At 40.5% G+C, this 15097-nt stretch carries 13 protein-coding genes; 7 read left to right on the top strand and 6 right to left on the bottom strand.

Annotated elements, in window-relative coordinates:
- Positions 1 to 390: 390 nt before the first annotated feature.
- Complete coding sequence (locus tag J8M01_RS14295) at positions 391 to 1158, bottom strand: transporter substrate-binding domain-containing protein (protein WP_211058430.1); 768 nt, start codon at positions 1156 to 1158, stop codon at positions 391 to 393.
- Between the two features lie 73 nt (positions 1159 to 1231).
- Between J8M01_RS14295 and J8M01_RS14290 the strand changes: the two genes are divergently transcribed.
- The 4 genes from J8M01_RS14290 (at position 1232) to J8M01_RS14275 (ending at position 6333) form a co-directional block, all read left to right on the top strand.
- The gene (locus tag J8M01_RS14290) at positions 1232 to 1918 is read left to right on the top strand and encodes a DNA-3-methyladenine glycosylase I (RefSeq protein ID WP_192506065.1); all 687 of its coding nucleotides are present in this window, start codon (positions 1232 to 1234) and stop codon (positions 1916 to 1918) included.
- An 11-nt stretch (positions 1919 to 1929) separates the two neighbouring features.
- Positions 1930 to 3366, top strand: a complete 1437-nt coding sequence (locus J8M01_RS14285) for a protein adenylyltransferase SelO family protein (RefSeq protein ID WP_211058429.1) — start codon at positions 1930 to 1932, stop codon at positions 3364 to 3366.
- A gap of 15 nt (positions 3367 to 3381) precedes the next feature.
- Positions 3382 to 5163, top strand: coding sequence for an ABC transporter ATP-binding protein (locus J8M01_RS14280; RefSeq protein ID WP_211058428.1), 1782 nt, complete (start codon positions 3382 to 3384; stop codon positions 5161 to 5163).
- Positions 5164 to 5280: 117 nt separating this feature from the next.
- Positions 5281 to 6333 (top strand): OmpA family protein, encoded by a 1053-nt coding sequence (locus J8M01_RS14275; RefSeq protein ID WP_211058435.1) that lies wholly within the window; start codon positions 5281 to 5283, stop codon positions 6331 to 6333.
- Between the two features lie 54 nt (positions 6334 to 6387).
- Here J8M01_RS14275 and J8M01_RS14270 read toward each other — a convergent pair whose 3' ends face one another.
- On the bottom strand, positions 6388 to 7086 hold the full coding sequence (locus tag J8M01_RS14270; RefSeq protein WP_211058427.1) for a 4'-phosphopantetheinyl transferase superfamily protein: 699 nt from the start codon (positions 7084 to 7086) through the stop codon (positions 6388 to 6390).
- 117 nt (positions 7087 to 7203) lie between these two features.
- Between J8M01_RS14270 and J8M01_RS14265 the strand changes: the two genes are divergently transcribed.
- Complete coding sequence (locus J8M01_RS14265) at positions 7204 to 8091, top strand: LysR family transcriptional regulator (protein ID WP_211058434.1); 888 nt, start codon at positions 7204 to 7206, stop codon at positions 8089 to 8091.
- Here the strand turns inward: J8M01_RS14265 and J8M01_RS14260 are convergent.
- The 3 genes from J8M01_RS14260 to J8M01_RS14250 form a co-directional block, all read right to left on the bottom strand.
- The gene (locus J8M01_RS14260) at positions 8073 to 8468 is read right to left on the bottom strand and encodes a hypothetical protein (protein WP_211058426.1); all 396 of its coding nucleotides are present in this window, start codon (positions 8466 to 8468) and stop codon (positions 8073 to 8075) included. The two genes, J8M01_RS14265 and J8M01_RS14260, sit on opposite strands and share 19 nt — an antisense overlap.
- Entirely contained in the window at positions 8468 to 10078 is a 1611-nt protein-coding gene (locus J8M01_RS14255; protein WP_211058425.1) for a S41 family peptidase, read from the bottom strand. Before J8M01_RS14255 ends, J8M01_RS14260 begins: the two co-directional genes overlap by 1 nt.
- A gap of 175 nt (positions 10079 to 10253) precedes the next feature.
- Positions 10254 to 10967 carry a hypothetical protein gene (locus J8M01_RS14250; RefSeq protein WP_210998395.1) on the bottom strand — a complete coding sequence of 238 codons (714 nt, stop codon included), beginning with the start codon at positions 10965 to 10967 and terminating at the stop codon, positions 10254 to 10256.
- 171 nt (positions 10968 to 11138) lie between these two features.
- On the opposite strand from J8M01_RS14250, the gene J8M01_RS14245 reads away from it, so the two are divergent.
- Together J8M01_RS14245 and J8M01_RS14240 are read left to right on the top strand one after the other, a co-directional pair.
- A complete protein-coding gene (locus J8M01_RS14245) occupies positions 11139 to 11516 on the top strand; it encodes a hypothetical protein (protein ID WP_210998394.1) in 378 nt (125 codons plus the stop codon).
- Between the two features lie 224 nt (positions 11517 to 11740).
- Positions 11741 to 12904: a DUF3103 family protein gene (locus tag J8M01_RS14240; protein WP_211058424.1), complete on the top strand. Its 1164-nt coding sequence runs from the start codon at positions 11741 to 11743 to the stop codon at positions 12902 to 12904.
- Positions 12905 to 13259: 355 nt separating this feature from the next.
- Here the strand turns inward: J8M01_RS14240 and J8M01_RS14235 are convergent, their stop codons facing one another.
- Entirely contained in the window at positions 13260 to 14888 is a 1629-nt protein-coding gene (locus J8M01_RS14235; RefSeq protein ID WP_211058423.1) for an endonuclease, read from the bottom strand.
- Positions 14889 to 15097: the final 209 nt, after the last annotated feature.

The raw sequence follows: 15097 nt of genomic DNA, 5'->3' as shown, positions 1-15097 counted from the left end.
TTAGGGAAATAAGCAAGAAAAAGACCCGGAAAACCATGGACCTGAAACCAATGCAGAGTGATGAGTTCCACCTTATGGTCCCCCTGACGAAGGCCAAGACCCATAAAAGTGGGCAAGAGAGAAACGTACTGAAACCCGTTCTGGGAGACTACATTCTTATGGTGTATTTATTGCTGTAGTCAGGATTACGCAAATCGGATCTTATACTCTCACTTTACCTGTGGTCTTCCTGACGCAGGTTAGGAGTCATATTTAAATTGTAATCACAGATATTAAATATTACGCGTAGTGGAAGCGAGCTATGAATACTCTAAAGCAAGTTTAGATAAGTGACACGGTCCTTTAGATTCAAGCATGCCTTAAAATAGCAGAGTGAATCCTATGATTAAATCACTCTAGAGCGTGTGTCAGTATACCGATCTTAGAACAATTCTGTTCGTAGTGCTTAATGTAATCTTTATTTGACCATAGAGTACTCAGAGCTTGGTCAAATAAAATAGCATATTGTTGATGTGTTTTATTGATCAGTAAAAAACCTCGTTTAATATATGCGGGCTTCTTTTGAGACGTGATAGCAGAGCGTTTTGATACTGGCAATGAACGCTTGTATTCTTGAGCGGTGTTTTCATTCATGATCATAATGTCAGCGCGTTTACGCAAAAGGAATGGAATATTCTTGTCAGTATAAGTTGACTCCACTGTTCTTATATTATGTTCACTAATCGCTTCAAGTAATTCATCGGGGTACGTAAGCCCTTTATTGAGTAGTAAAGTGTATGGCTTCAAATCTGAGTAGCGTGTTAACTTTAGCGGTAAACTACTCAGGTGGTAAAATCGACTTACTTCTTCCGTAATAGCATGTTTAGTATATATATAATCTTCACTGCGTTGCTTGCTAAAATACCAATAAGCACTTCCAATGAACTCCTTTTTCATGCCATCTTTATATGCTCTTTCCCATGGCATGAAAACAAATCGCGTTTTTATATCGTATAGTGCAAAAGCATCTCGTATCAAGGAAGCGACGCAGCCTTGATCTTCTTTTGATTGATCAATATAGGGTGGCCATTGACCTGTGGTAATATTAATTTGCCTAGCATACGGCTCACTGTGAACATTTGAGCTAATAAATAGAAAAATGCTAAACAGAATTCTCATAAGGTGCCTTGTAGACGCTTTATTATAACTATAGATAATCAATTACGTTTTCGAAATAGGGTTACTTAGAATAATGGAAAAGTTTTCGAATATATATGAAAGGGCTTGTGCACGAAAAGGGTCTGAACAAGTTCTTATGTCATTAATCAATAGCCCAGTTACAGCAGCAGATTTGATGTTGATTGAGGATGATTTATGGCTAGAAGAGTTCACTCGAAAAGTGTTTCAAAGTGGCTTTTATTGGTCTGTAATTAACGCTAAATGGCATGGCTTTAGAGAAGTATTTTGGGACTTTGAGATCAATAAATTATTGATGATGTCTCCTGAGGTCTTAGAACAAAAATCAGCAGATGAACGCATTGTTCGAAACTATAAGAAGGTTCAGACAATTCCTGATAATTGCTACATGATCCACGAAATACAGCAATCTCACGGGTCATTCTCTCATTTCATTGCACAGTGGCCTACGGATAATATAATTGGGTTGTGGGACTATTTAAAAAAGCATGGTGCCAGATTAGGTGGTAATACAGGCCCTTTCGCACTAAGAGCTATGGGCAAAGATACCTTTTTACTCAGCCGAGATGTGGAGGCGTACTTACGAGCGCATGAGATTATAGAAGGGGGTTTACAAAGTAAGAAATCTTTAGGGGCTGCCCAAGCTTTTTTTAATACCTTGGTAAATGAAAGTGATTGGTCTTTACAAGCTTTAAGCCAATTGGTGGCCTTTAGCATTGGCGATAATCAAGTACCAGAATAAGAGAGTTTGTGATGGAGTTAATTCAACGGTACAACAATATTAGTGACGACTTTTTGGTTGCTAGCAAGCCCGCAACGGTACGGTCAGCAGAATTACTTTTATGGAATGAGGTATTAGTTAATACTTTAAATATTCCAGTTGCGAAAAGTGATGCGAAGGCAATATTAACAGGCAGTGTACAAAGCGTGTGTAGCCCACCTACTGCACTGGCCTATTCAGGTCATCAATTTGGGCACTTTAACCCAACCTTAGGTGATGGCCGAGCTCATCTATTAGGGGCTTTTACCGATTCTAATGGCCAATTATTTGATATTCAATTGAAGGGCTCTGGAAGAACTCCTTTTTCACGAGGAGGGGATGGGTTGTGTGCTTTGGGGCCCGCAGTGAGAGAGTATGTGATGAGCCAAGCAATGGCTGCATTAAATGTACCCACAACTCATTGTCTAGCGGTCATTTCAACGGGACAATCCGTTATACGAAATGAGGTTGTGCCAGGAGCAATAGTTAGCCGCATTGCAAGCAGTCATATCAGAGTGGGCTCTTTTCAGTATCTTGCAGTACATAACGATACCAATGGATTACGAAACTTAATGGACGATGCTATAGCGCGGCATTATCCACATATAGTGAGTTGCGGTAGTACACGAGTTATCGAGTTTTTAAAAGCCGTGTGTAGTGCTCAAATTAAACTTGTGATTCACTGGTTGAGAGTCGGCTTTATACATGGGGTAATGAACACTGACAACACTTTAGTCAGTGGAGAAACAATAGATTACGGACCATGTGCCATGATGGAGCGTTTTGACTTTAATCAGGTTTTTAGTTCTATAGATAAACAAGGACGATACGCATTTGGTAATCAGCCAAATATGGCAAACTGGAATTGTGCACGGTTAGCAGAGTCATTAATGCCATTAATTGACTCAGATGAAGAATCTGCATTACAAATGTTATCTGCTGCGATAGCCGAATTTTCCGCAGAGTTTAATGAGGCCTATCAAGATATGTGGGCGAGCAAGCTTGGCATATTAGTATGGCAAGACTCTGATAATGAATTGCTGTCAGAACTTTTATCAGAAATGAATTCGAAGCAATTAGATTACACCAATACATTTGCCGCATTAACCAATGCTATGGAAGTAAAAAGTGATCCGTTATTTTTAGTCCCTAGTGAGCTTGATAGTTGGATAGTGAAATGGCAATTACGAGTGAGTGAATATGAACGAAGTGACGTGTTGCAACGCATGAAAATAACAAATCCATCAGTGATACCACGAAATCAACTCATTGAAAAAGTCATCGCAGAGTTTAATGAATTAGGTGATAGCCCATTATTGACTAAATGGTTACCCATTTTGAATTCGCCTTACAATTATAAGCGTGTACCAGATCAGTTTGTTCATACAGCTAACTCTGATACGAGTTATCAAACATTCTGTGGGACGTAACAGGTAAGGATTGATATGACAAAATCTCTGAGTTGGCAGGATATACGACAGCAAGTTATTGCGCACAAGAAACCGTTGTTCACTGCTCATATTATTGCTTTTTTAGCCGCTTTGGTAAGTGTGCCGATCCCATTAATGATGCCATTATTGGTTGACGAGGTACTGCTTGGTCACCCTGGAGCTGCGATTGCTTTTTTAAATCAGTTTTTACCTGCTCAATGGCATCAACCAACGGCATATATTCTAGTCGTTTTGCTGGGCGTGGTGCTGATGCGACTCGGGGCGCTGATATTAGGCGTCTTTCAGTCAAGACAGTTTACCTTCATTGGCAAAGACATTAGCCTTAAGATTCGGGAGCAATTACTCGATCATTTACCACAAGTGCAATTAAAAGAATATGAAACACAAGGAGCTGGTGCGATTAGTTCTCGGTGTATTACCGATGTTGAAACGCTGGATACATTTATAAGCCAAACTTTATCAAGGTTTCTTATTGGTTTACTGACTATCATTGGGACTGCGGCTGTATTGCTATGGATTGATTTTACTTTGGGGTTGACTATCTTGTTATTAAACCCCGCGGTTATTTATTTCTCACGACAGTTTGGTAAGCGGATCAAACACTTAAAAAAAGATGAAAATGCAGCATTCGAAGCATTTCAATCATCCTTGGTGGAAACGCTTGATGCAATTTCACAGCTTAAAGCTGTACGCAGAGAAGGTGCATATTTTTCACACGTCAGGGAATCAGCTGCAGACTTGAAGCATTTTGCTATTCAATCACAATGGAAAACAGATGCAGTAAGTCGATTAAGCTTTACCGTATTTTTACTTGGCTTTGAAGTTTTCCGGGCTATAGCCATGCTTATGGTGGTGTTTGCTGATCTCACTGTAGGACAAATTTTTGCGGTATTTGGATATTTATGGTTCATGATGGGGCCTGTGCAAGAATTATTGGGGATCCAGTACGCATATTACGGAGCATCAGCAGCATTACAACGACTCAACCAAGTATTTGCATTTGCTACTGAGCGAGCAGCGCCTGCTAAGCAATCGAGAGTCTTTGAGCAACAAGAGATAGGTATCCATTTTAGCAATGTGGACTTTGGTTATAACGAAGAGCAACCAGTATTGCAAAACGTGACTTTGGATATTCCCGCTGGCAAAAAAGTCGCGGTTGTTGCAGTGTCTGGAGGAGGGAAGTCGACCTTAGTTCAGCTGCTACTGGGGCTATATGAAAAGCAATCAGGGCAAATATATATTGCCGACACCGCAATTGAGGATGTTGGCTATCATACAGTACGGGAGAATATAGCGACGGTATTACAACAACCTATTTTGTTCAATGCAACCGTGCGGGAAAATTTGACGATGGGAAGAGAACATACTGAGCAGGAGATGTGGCAAGCGCTAAAGGTGTCTGAATTGGATGCCACTATCAGAGTTTTAGATAATGGTCTTGACGCGAGAGTTGGGCGTAATGGGGTGAGATTATCTGGCGGACAAAAACAACGCCTTGCCATAGCAAGAATGGTATTAGCAAACCCTAAAGTTGTTATTTTAGATGAAGCAACCTCAGCGCTAGATATAGAAACTGAAAGTAAAGTTCACCGCAACCTACAAGATTTTTTATCGAACCGGACCACATTGATTATTGCCCATCGATTGAGTGCCATACGACAAGCAGACCTTATTTACGTTTTAGATGATGGCCGAGTTTCTCAGTCAGGAAGTCATGAAGCACTTTCAGCAGAACAGGGGCTCTACAAGACATTATTTGGTCGTCAGATAGGATAATTGTATTAGGAATATATTATCTTCAAATGTTAAGTAAAGATTAAGAAATGTTCTACTATTATAAAGCCAAATTGAAGGGCGATCTGCGCTCACGTTGATGAAATACGGGAAGAAATGATGAAACTTAAATATATTAGTTTAATAATTGCAATGACTGCTGCATCGACAGTATCGGCTAAAGAGCATTCAGAAGGTATACACTTTGGAGTGTTTGGCGATTATTACGATGCGAGTTGGGAAAACACGCTAGGGGCAAACACTGGCGGCGTAAATGTTGACGACTCTATGGGTTGGGGAGCTGAGTTAGGCTATCGCTTTAATGACTACTGGAGTGCGCGTTTCGAGTATGCCGATATGGATTTTGATTTATCTGGTGCGAGTACGGGCTCACAAGATGGTGAACGTTTTGGTTTAGATGCTTTATATCACTTTGATGGCGGCCCATTTTACGGGATATTTGGTATTAAATCAGTAGATGTATTTGATAGTAATACGTTTGCAAATGTAGGAGCTGGCTACCGTCACCACTTTAGTGATAATTTATTTGTGAATGCAGAGACGTCAGTATATCAAGGCTTAGAGCGAAGCTATGTGGATGTGGGGGCGAAGCTAGGTATTAACTATTTCTTTGGCACAACTAAAGCAGCTCCAAAAGTTGAAGCAGCGCCGGCACCAGTGAAAGCGCCCGTTGTTACTAAGAAAGATTCAGACAAGGATGGCGTGCTCGACTCAAGAGATCGTTGTAGTAATACTCCGATGATGGATGCGGTTGATGCTAACGGTTGTAGTAAGTATGAAGAGAAAACGGTAAACGTGAAGTTGTTAGTGCGTTTTCCTCATGATAACTCATCTGTATCATCAGATTATCTGAATGACATTGATGAAGTTGTCGCATTTCTGAATAAGCATCAAGACGCAGCAGTTGTACTTGAAGGTCATGCATCCATTGTAGGAGATGCAAAGTATAATCAAGTATTATCGAAAAAGCGTGCCGACCGCGTTGCAAAACAGTTGGTAGCTAAAGGCATTGATGCTCAGCGTATATCAACAATTGGTTATGGTGAAGAGCGGTTACTGAACACCGCGAATACGCTCGCTGCGCATGCGCAGAATCGGCGTGTTGAAGCTGCCATTACAACAACTGAGCGTGTAAAAGTTAAGCGTCAGTAATGTAATGCCCAATCTAAAAAACCAGTCTAATTAGGACTGGTTTTTTGTGTTTTATCAGTAGGCTCTAAATTCACATTCAGTAAATACAAACTCAGAGGTGGTTTGGTAAAGCACTTTAACAACCGTATGTTGAGGCACGGTCTCTGACAATGTTTCAGTGATGCTAAACTCTAGTTCATTAGCAGTAAATGTGACTAATTTAGCCGCTTCAAACCCAAAAAACTTCCCTACACTCGCATATAAGGCCTTAAAGATACTCTCTTTAGCAGAGAATATGAGGGTTAGAGGGTGATCTGTGTACTCATTCAAACGTGAAAATATGGCTGACTCTGCAGGATGAAGAATTTGTGATTTTAGCTTTTGCTCTTGCTCTGCATCCATTAGCCGTTCTATATCAATACCAATACCAAGTACATCACTGTTTGAAGTGGTTACAGCCATAGCAATATGACGAGTGTGGGTTATGCTTCCTGTAATATGAGATGGCCAAATTGGCGCTCTGTCTTCTCCACTTAGTAACGGAAAATTACTCACACCTGCTTTTTCAAGTGTATGCTTTGCGCATATACGGCCAGCTAAAAATTCAGCACGACGCTTGGCAACAGCGTTTTTCAGTTTCTCTGGAAAACTAACTCCATGGAGAGAGAATTGGCTATCATTATAATGCTCGACTGAAAATGTACAGCAATAAAAAGCATGAGGTAATTGTGGTGAAATATGCGTGTCTTGCTGATAGTTTCTTGTAGTATCCATTCTGGATAGAGTCCCTAGTTTTAGATAGGTAATTATGTATCAATCGTGACGAAATAAGTAAAAAGTCATAACTCGAGAATGTATCATATTCAGGAATTAAATAAATAGTGATTCTATATAATGGGTAAAATCGAAGATTGGCAAGATATTCATATTGCATATGTTGTGGCCAAGTACGGTACATTAACCGCTGCAGCTCACGTCTTAAGTATTCACCACAGTACCGTATTGAGACGTATTAATCAGCTAGAAGCCCAGCTCAACACACGATTGTTTCATCGACATGCTCGTGGTTATCAGATGACAGAGGCTGGGCAGCAGTTATTGCAAGCAGGTACGACTATTGAAGATACACTGGGCCACTTGCATCATAAAATTGTTGCAGCAGATACGACTTTGAGTGGCCGATTATTACTGACAACGGTTAGCGGTATTGTGGAAATGTTAAGCCCAGCATGCCTTGAATTTCAAAAGCAACATCCAAAAGTGCAGTTAGAAATAATCTTGGAACAACGACGACTTCGTTTAGATCATGGTCAAGCCCATATCGCAATCCGAGCTGGGGATAAACCGAGCGATCCAGATTATATAGTTCAGCACCTGTGTTCAACGACGGCAGGGTTATATGCATCAGATGATTATATCAAACGGATGGGCATACCACAGACAAAAGCAGAACTATCGCAGCATCATTTTGTATCAGGGGTTGCAGGGTTTAATGCAATGGTGCCATATTTTGATTGGGTGGATAAACAGATAGATGCGGCACAAATATGTATACGAGTTTCAGAAACAGCCGAAGCCGCACGCGCGATTTATAGTGGTTTAGGAATTGGTGGGCTACAGCACAACATTGCTAAACAATCTCATCGTATTCAACCAATACTAGAAGAGGAGTTAACTTGGCCACTAGATTTTTGGCTGGTAACACATGTTTCGGTTCATCGTACCGCAAAAGTGCAAGCATTATGCAGAGTATTTAAGGATTACTTTAAGTCAAGCTGAAGCGGTTCACACACAACGGTTTCCAAAGGTACGTAGTTATGTGTTCTCGAGAAATATAGAACACACAATTCACCGCGTTTTTGTAACTCAAAGCGAGAAACACTGCTCATATCCATAGCGATTATTGCATGCTGAAGTGGACTGGCTAGATTATTAACTCTTTCAAGTAACAACGTGCTGCTGGTGGTAAATACGTTGTCGGCCAAACGCGGAGTTAGCCCCCCTTTGAGGGTAACGATTGCATGCTGCAATTCATTTTTCATCTGGACTGTGGTTTTTTTTATTATGGCCGGCTGAAGGTCAGGTGTGGGGGTCTGCTCACAGCCAACACAGAGTAAAACGAGTGCACAGCAAGAGGCTTTTATTGCGTATGCCATTATTTTTGCTCATTAATAATGGTATAGATAGTATTATTTTGCCAAATGGCATTGGGGAGCGTTAAACTAACCCCTTTGTTGTGATTAGATGCGGTGCTCTGTTGGATAGGGCGATTAACAAGTGATACAGGACAACCCCCTGTTTCTATATGTGTTAATGCAGCCTGTAATTGGGCTTCATTTGGATTGCCTAGTGGCTGCGTAAAATCATCCGCTACAGTGCAGCCTGATACATTTGCCGTTAAGCCTAATTCCGTGGCACCGAGGTCACCATCGATTGGCGTGAATCCGTCCGCATAGTCACCGAACCCCTTCGCATTTGCACTTTTAAACTGTACGGTGTAATAAACTTGGCCACAATTTGGAGCGGGAGTAAAACCATATGGCTTACCGCATGTTTTCGAACCAATAAGTACTACATTAACATCGATACCGCGTAGTCCATTGATGATAAGTTCACTTGCTGAGCAGGTGCTAACAGTACTGAGGATATATACGGTATCTAAGTTGAGGCTAGGTAGGGTTGTATCAGTGTACTGCAGCGTATCCCAATTTATCATTCTTCGCTCAAACCCAACGCTGCGATTTTTTGCTGATTGTTTATCATTGTGAATGGTTTGACTAAAGGTGCTATTACTTGCTCCAGCGACCATATAGCCAAGCTGTGCTGCCATATCAACAAGGCCACCCCCGTTATAACGCATATCTAGGACGAGCGCGTTGACATTGGCGTTGTTAAATTGGTTGAAAGCCGAGATTAAGCCCGCTTGCCCAGCACTGATAAACTGATTGAATTGCACATAACCAACCGTTTTTTCTCCTGCAGTAAAGGTTTTAGCATTTTGCACTGGCGACAAGGCAATATCACCTGCGGTGACCGCTATATCAATTGACTCAGTTTGTCCGGAACGTGAGATTGTAAATGTGTGAGTGCTTCCGTTAGTTGGGCTGAGCCCATTAATGAGTGCTTCTGTGTTATTTGAGTTTATATCGATGTTATTAATAGCGACTATAGTGTCTCCGCGCTTAAACCCAGCTAAGGCAGCTGGAGAGTTATCTTGCATATATGCAACGCGATATATTCTAGGAGGCTTAGTACTTATTGCTGCCCAACGAAGCCCATAACCAGAGGATACGCCTGATTGCGATTCTTTTTTATAAGCATCGTAAGTTTGAGTAAAATGAAATTGGTCTTTTTGATTACCTGAAGGGGTAGTTTGAAATGTTTTTAAAGAATCAAAATACTGTGACACACTGTCAAAGTTCTTAGGATCATTATCTTCTACTTCGTCATACCATAAATAGGTTGAGTGAGTGAGTGAACGTAGCCACATTTTTTCATGTTGTATAGAGCCAGCTTGATCAGGAAAAGGCTGGTTTTCATAAGGATCAATGCCTGTTCTAGGATTCGAACAGTGATTAATGAAGTTTTCAGCAGCAGTAAATTGACCAAATTGCCAAGTTGCGTCGGGCGGTATGGCGCTGTTTGGTGTCGTACTATTTTGTGCTGGACTATCAGCTGTACTGCCACCTGAACCACCACACCCGGTTAGTAACATTAAAGACAGACTTAAGCCCGCAGAAAATATAGCACAAGAGTGAAAATTCATTAATAGTACCTAGTGGTCAAATGTCATTACTATGTGTAGAAATTAGCAACTAATATGGTCAATAGCAATATTTGTTGCGTTACATTGATAACCGAACATTGAAGGCTGAGCCCTCTTTTCACATCTTCTTAGTTACGTTCCTGCGCCTGTACAAATAAGCTCTGAGTGCCGAGTGTTACGACGAGGCTTTACGTATGTTGCGCTTCCTCCGTGGGCGGGATTGAAAAAGAAGCAACATGCCAGTTAAGCAAAATAATACACTTATCGTCGCGAAACTGATTAATAAGGGGTTGTTAAAGTCATCTCTTTCATCGTAGTCCATAATATGGAGCATCCAAAAAAAATCAAAAATACGCCATATATTGCTTCTAATAGTGATTATTTCACCACTGTGGGCATTGAGGTAAATGGTTGTATTTTGCCAATCATTGAAGGTAACTTGCCAGACATGCTTTTTATAGCCGATTTCTCTTGGTCCGGATGCAAAATAATGTGATGACGCTATTTTTCCTTTGCCTAAATAATGTAAATAAGCCTGTTTATGAATATCTTGCTCAATCGGTTGCGCGAGTACTTTGCCACTGATGCCGTTAAACCATTGTGTCTGTTGACCAATCGCTTTAATGACGGGGGTATCAAGAAAATGAATAAATGACACAGATGTGAGCTGTGACATGGTGTTTGTAAGTAAGTTTAAGTCAGCAGTATAATGTTGACGAGAAAAGGGGGAATCTATATGGCGTTTGGCTAAATGCTTGCCATGGACTTTCTCTAATGGGATTGCACTCATCACAAGCCCACCCAATAACCATGCAAAAATTTGCAATGCAAGCAAATACCCTAACCATTTATGCATTTTACGCGCAGGCTTCAATAAGTTTTTGATCATCTCTATTCTAGTGTCGAGTTTTCAATAATGTCAGTTTACGGTAATTTTAGGTACTGTCACTGCGTTAAATTGTCGCAGAGTGAGTTTGTTATAGCCAGCATGGCGTTACTTGGTTACACTTTACCTTGCAGCACCGTTAATTTTTATACTACATAAGGTAAATCAGAAAACATGTCAGAAATTCAGTTTTTAAACGTGGATCTCGAGCTAGAATCTAAACATGACATTAGTGCATTAGTGAGTGACCTTAAAAAAGATGCTGTGATATTGCACTATGACAAAGATGAATATCGTCAATTAGCACGAATTGAAGCTAATGCTGATGTGATTAGTCCCGATAAAGCAATTAACCATTTATGTGAATTAATAGAGTCTTGTACTAAAGCTGGATTGAAACAGTGGTTGTCTTGTTCAAAGCGTACTTTTGACATTGGCTTTAATTCAGGCACGTCACCTAAATGCTATTCTCAAGCGTTACATGCAGATACTTTATTACGTATTTCAGCGATTGGCGCAGGAATAGAAATCACTCTGTACCCAGCAGAGTAAAGTATGTTGCAGTTGTGTAAGACCTAAATATAATTAGGTCTTTAACTCTATCTATGATCTCACCGCAATAAATCACGATAACTCCATGATAAACAATAGTTTTATTTTCACTCCTTGATTCGTTTGTAAATTATTTTGTTAAATTTGTATTAATTTGTTGATATTTTTTGTTGTTAGTTTTATCTTCAATATCCAACACACGTGGATAATAATAGGATTGGAAGATGAAATTAAGAACAAAAATAATGCTCCCGGCCTTAATGGTTGCAGCTGGATTCAATGCCCATTCATCACAAATTCAGGATCAAAAAATAACGACTTTGTTTCCCGAATTGGATGCTTTTTCTTATGGGGAACATCAGGTTGTTGATATAAAAAGTAATATATCTAAGTTTCTTGCTAAAGAAGTTGAATCTCTGACCCCTAAATTAACATCAATCATGAGTCCGCACCGTTTAGCCGTGCCATTAACTTCAAGTTTGTTACAAGGCACTGCGGCAGATAAATTACGTCTGGCATCTCATTATACGAGAAGGTTAAAGGGTCTTACTTTAAGCAATGATGCAATTTATCAATTGCGACTTGCTGACAGCTCTATGTTTGAAAGTTGGCTTGAAGGGGTTGCGCCATTAGTTGCATTTGCGCCTAAAGGTGACGATAAAACATGGCTCTATGTTGAAGCCTATGACCAAAATGGCAACATGCACCTATTAGATGCGCATAGAATGCCTACCCGTCCCGTATTAATTGTTGAAATAGACAGCAAGAAAAGTGCGCGTGAAGGTCTGGCAATAATGCGGAATATCTTCACTTTAAATGATCAGGGGTCCTTGCCGAGAAATATCGAACAAGCTTCTAATGTAGAAAGCTTATCGACCAGTAACTTACAGCGTATTCGTTTAAACGATGATGAAGAGCCTTGGATTTCAGGCAGTGCGGAGGTGTATGCAATTGTTACTGGGGTGAGTCCGAGTCGTGATAAACCTGTACTTGATATTGTTGATATGCCGTACTTAGACCATGATGGTCGTGATTATACCCCAAATCAAACCCTGATCCATTGGAATCGGTATCGTTGGCAAGCGGCAGATGTATTGTTAATGGAGCAAGATGATAATACAAACTACCAAACATTAGCGACCACCTTTTTAGATATTGTCACGCAAGCTATGCGGGCTATTCCTGATGCGAATGTACAAGGGTATGCCATTATTCCGCAATTAACGAATCAATTGATAAAGGCGATGCCAGCGCATTGGTTTAGCAATGATGACGATTATATTGATGTATTTTATACCTTATTTGAAGGGCAGCACTACGATGCTCACATGGGCGCCAGTGGTAATGCAAAGGTGACCATTAAACCTGTTACGATTAACCCAAGATAGATTCCCCGCGTGTCGGTTACGGCCTAAAGGATTAGGCCGTTTTTTTATAGATAATTAGGGGCTATTGATCTTTCAGGTTCATTTTTGCAGCAGTTTGATTGGCTTTTATACAAGGCAGAGGCTGCGTAGCATGGTAGTTCCATGTGAGTCAGCCGATAACATAGTAGAAAAGCCAATCAAGCGCTGCCTACCGGTTCTTTTGAGCACCGCTTTCTCTTTGTTGCTTAATATTCGCTTAGATTACTAGGCCACATATTAAGCGCCGCGATAAAAGCATGCTCAAAGAGAACAAAAATAGAATAGCAAAGATCAACAGCCCCTAAAGCAGCGCTTTATTATCTAAGGCATAGTGTGATCACCATATCTTGGAAACGAATTCAGGGTGGTCCACGTAGGGGTTACGATTCCCTTGGAATTCATAGGCAGCTTGATTCCGAGCTGTTTCAATATCATCGACAGGATCAAGTTGATGCCAGCGTAGTAGCATTGCAATAACCCAGGGCTCGAAAACACGTCCAGTACTACCATCTAAAACGGCGTTGCTATAAGTGGTGTTATTTTGCCAACTCCCAATGGTGTTTTCATAGCGTGTCGCCATATAGAAATACACCCGCGCAAAATCACCTTTGAATTTATCTATTGGCTCAAATACCGTGCCATTGTAGTTTAATGTACTGGTTGCAGAACCTACTTTACTGCCATTTGTTGAGGTAAAGCTCGCAGATGCAACCTCGCCGAATGGAAAGCTACTGCGTTTGGAGTTAACAAAGCCGTCAGTGGCAAATATATGGTGAATGTCAGAGTTCATTGGCTCTACTTTCCCGCCAAACCAACTTTTTGGGAAAGAGTGCTCACGATTATAACAATCACCTTCTCCTCGATATGAACCGCATTGATTGGTTACGGCAACAAAATTATACGCATCATTGGCTGAAGGTTTCTCAGAGTAACGGTCGAGTACTGAGTTATCTTTTTCAAAGTAATTATCTCTTTCCGATTTATCTATGAACTGCCAAATCGCGCTATATCCTTGTGAGTTGTGTGTTTGGATAATCGTGTGTAACTGAGTTTTTAGTGCATACCCTGTCAAACCGGTTGTTGATGCATAATAATCGCCAGGTGTACCCCCTCCATTATCACCACCATCACTACCGAGTGTGAAGTTATGTGTTTTTTGATCTGTAAAAGAAGAGCCACTAGCAATTGTTTGATTGTTATGCGTTAGTAAATATTCTCCATTGCCAAATTCACAACAAATTCCATCGCCATAGCTATCAGAAATAACAAAGCTGTACGATCCATCAGCAACGCATAATGTTTCAGTATGTGTTGTATTGTTCGCAAAGTCAGCACCGCTTGCTACGGTACTTCCTTGTGCTGTGTTAAGTTTCCAGCTTGTTTCACTCGCGTATTTATCTGTAGTGAGTTTTATCGTTAAGGTATTTTTTGTACATGCATTAGGCGGTGGCGGTGTGGCTATCGATGGTTGAAAGTCGTCTAAGTAAACAATTTCACTACCATCAAAGCCACTGGTATCGTAAAAGCGTAAGCCAACATTAATCACTTTGTCCGTATTGGCTGTGTATTGATAGCTTAACTTTTGCCATTGTTGGGTATTAAATGGGTCTGAATAGTTTTGGTAACCATCGATAATAAGGCGTGCTTTAACTTTACCTTCAGTATGGTATACCCACGTACTAAAATCATATGTTTGGCCGGCTTTCACCGTAACCGACTGTAGTAAGTCCGTATTGCTCTGTGATGCTGTAGTGACTGTCACTTGAGCGGATGAAACACCACTCTTAACTGTGGTGTTATTTTCTGTGATAGAGATACCACTATCAATGGTACTCCATTGTGTTGGTTTACCTTGTTGCCAAGACTCGAAGTTACCGTTAGCAACATTTGCGGCCGCATGACCACTTGTTACTAGTCCAAATGTGGCAGCTAAGATCGACAGAGCTGCTTTGTTCCCGTGTTTCATTATTTTCTCTCTATATTTAGTTTAAAGAGTTATTGTTTTTTAGAAGTAAAACAAGATCAATTTTTATACAGAACTTGTTGAGCACATGTTAACTTTAGAGTTGCCTAATTTGAAACAATTCTTTTAAGCTGTTTTTGTTGGAATTTTCCGTTATTAATAACCAAATGGAATAACAAAGCAGATCTTCGTCTTTTTCTTACTCGTAGAGA

The sequence above is a fragment of the Pseudoalteromonas sp. MMG005 genome (genome assembly GCF_018101015.1).
In the GTDB taxonomy this organism is placed as follows: domain Bacteria; phylum Pseudomonadota; class Gammaproteobacteria; order Enterobacterales; family Alteromonadaceae; genus Pseudoalteromonas; species Pseudoalteromonas aurantia.
Note: the sequence above shows the minus strand (reverse complement) of the source record. Positions and strands in the feature narration are given on the sequence as shown.

Excerpts from the sequence above, each read along its gene's own strand:
- J8M01_RS14285 (WP_211058429.1), top strand. The coding sequence starts at position 1,930 with ATGGAGTTAATTCAACGGTACAACAATATTAGTGACGACTTTTTGGTT.
- J8M01_RS14290 (WP_192506065.1), top strand. The coding sequence starts at position 1,232 with ATGGAAAAGTTTTCGAATATATATGAAAGGGCTTGTGCACGAAAAGGG.
- J8M01_RS14295 (WP_211058430.1), bottom strand. The coding sequence starts at position 1,158 with ATGAGAATTCTGTTTAGCATTTTTCTATTTATTAGCTCAAATGTTCAC.
- J8M01_RS14280 (WP_211058428.1), top strand. The coding sequence starts at position 3,382 with ATGACAAAATCTCTGAGTTGGCAGGATATACGACAGCAAGTTATTGCG.
- J8M01_RS14235 (WP_211058423.1), bottom strand. The coding sequence starts at position 14,888 with ATGAAACACGGGAACAAAGCAGCTCTGTCGATCTTAGCTGCCACATTT.
- J8M01_RS14245 (WP_210998394.1), top strand. The coding sequence starts at position 11,139 with ATGTCAGAAATTCAGTTTTTAAACGTGGATCTCGAGCTAGAATCTAAA.
- J8M01_RS14260 (WP_211058426.1), bottom strand. The coding sequence starts at position 8,468 with ATGGCATACGCAATAAAAGCCTCTTGCTGTGCACTCGTTTTACTCTGT.
- J8M01_RS14275 (WP_211058435.1), top strand. The coding sequence starts at position 5,281 with ATGAAACTTAAATATATTAGTTTAATAATTGCAATGACTGCTGCATCG.
- J8M01_RS14250 (WP_210998395.1), bottom strand. The coding sequence starts at position 10,967 with ATGATCAAAAACTTATTGAAGCCTGCGCGTAAAATGCATAAATGGTTA.
- J8M01_RS14270 (WP_211058427.1), bottom strand. The coding sequence starts at position 7,086 with ATGGATACTACAAGAAACTATCAGCAAGACACGCATATTTCACCACAA.
- J8M01_RS14240 (WP_211058424.1), top strand. The coding sequence starts at position 11,741 with ATGAAATTAAGAACAAAAATAATGCTCCCGGCCTTAATGGTTGCAGCT.
- J8M01_RS14255 (WP_211058425.1), bottom strand. The coding sequence starts at position 10,078 with ATGAATTTTCACTCTTGTGCTATATTTTCTGCGGGCTTAAGTCTGTCT.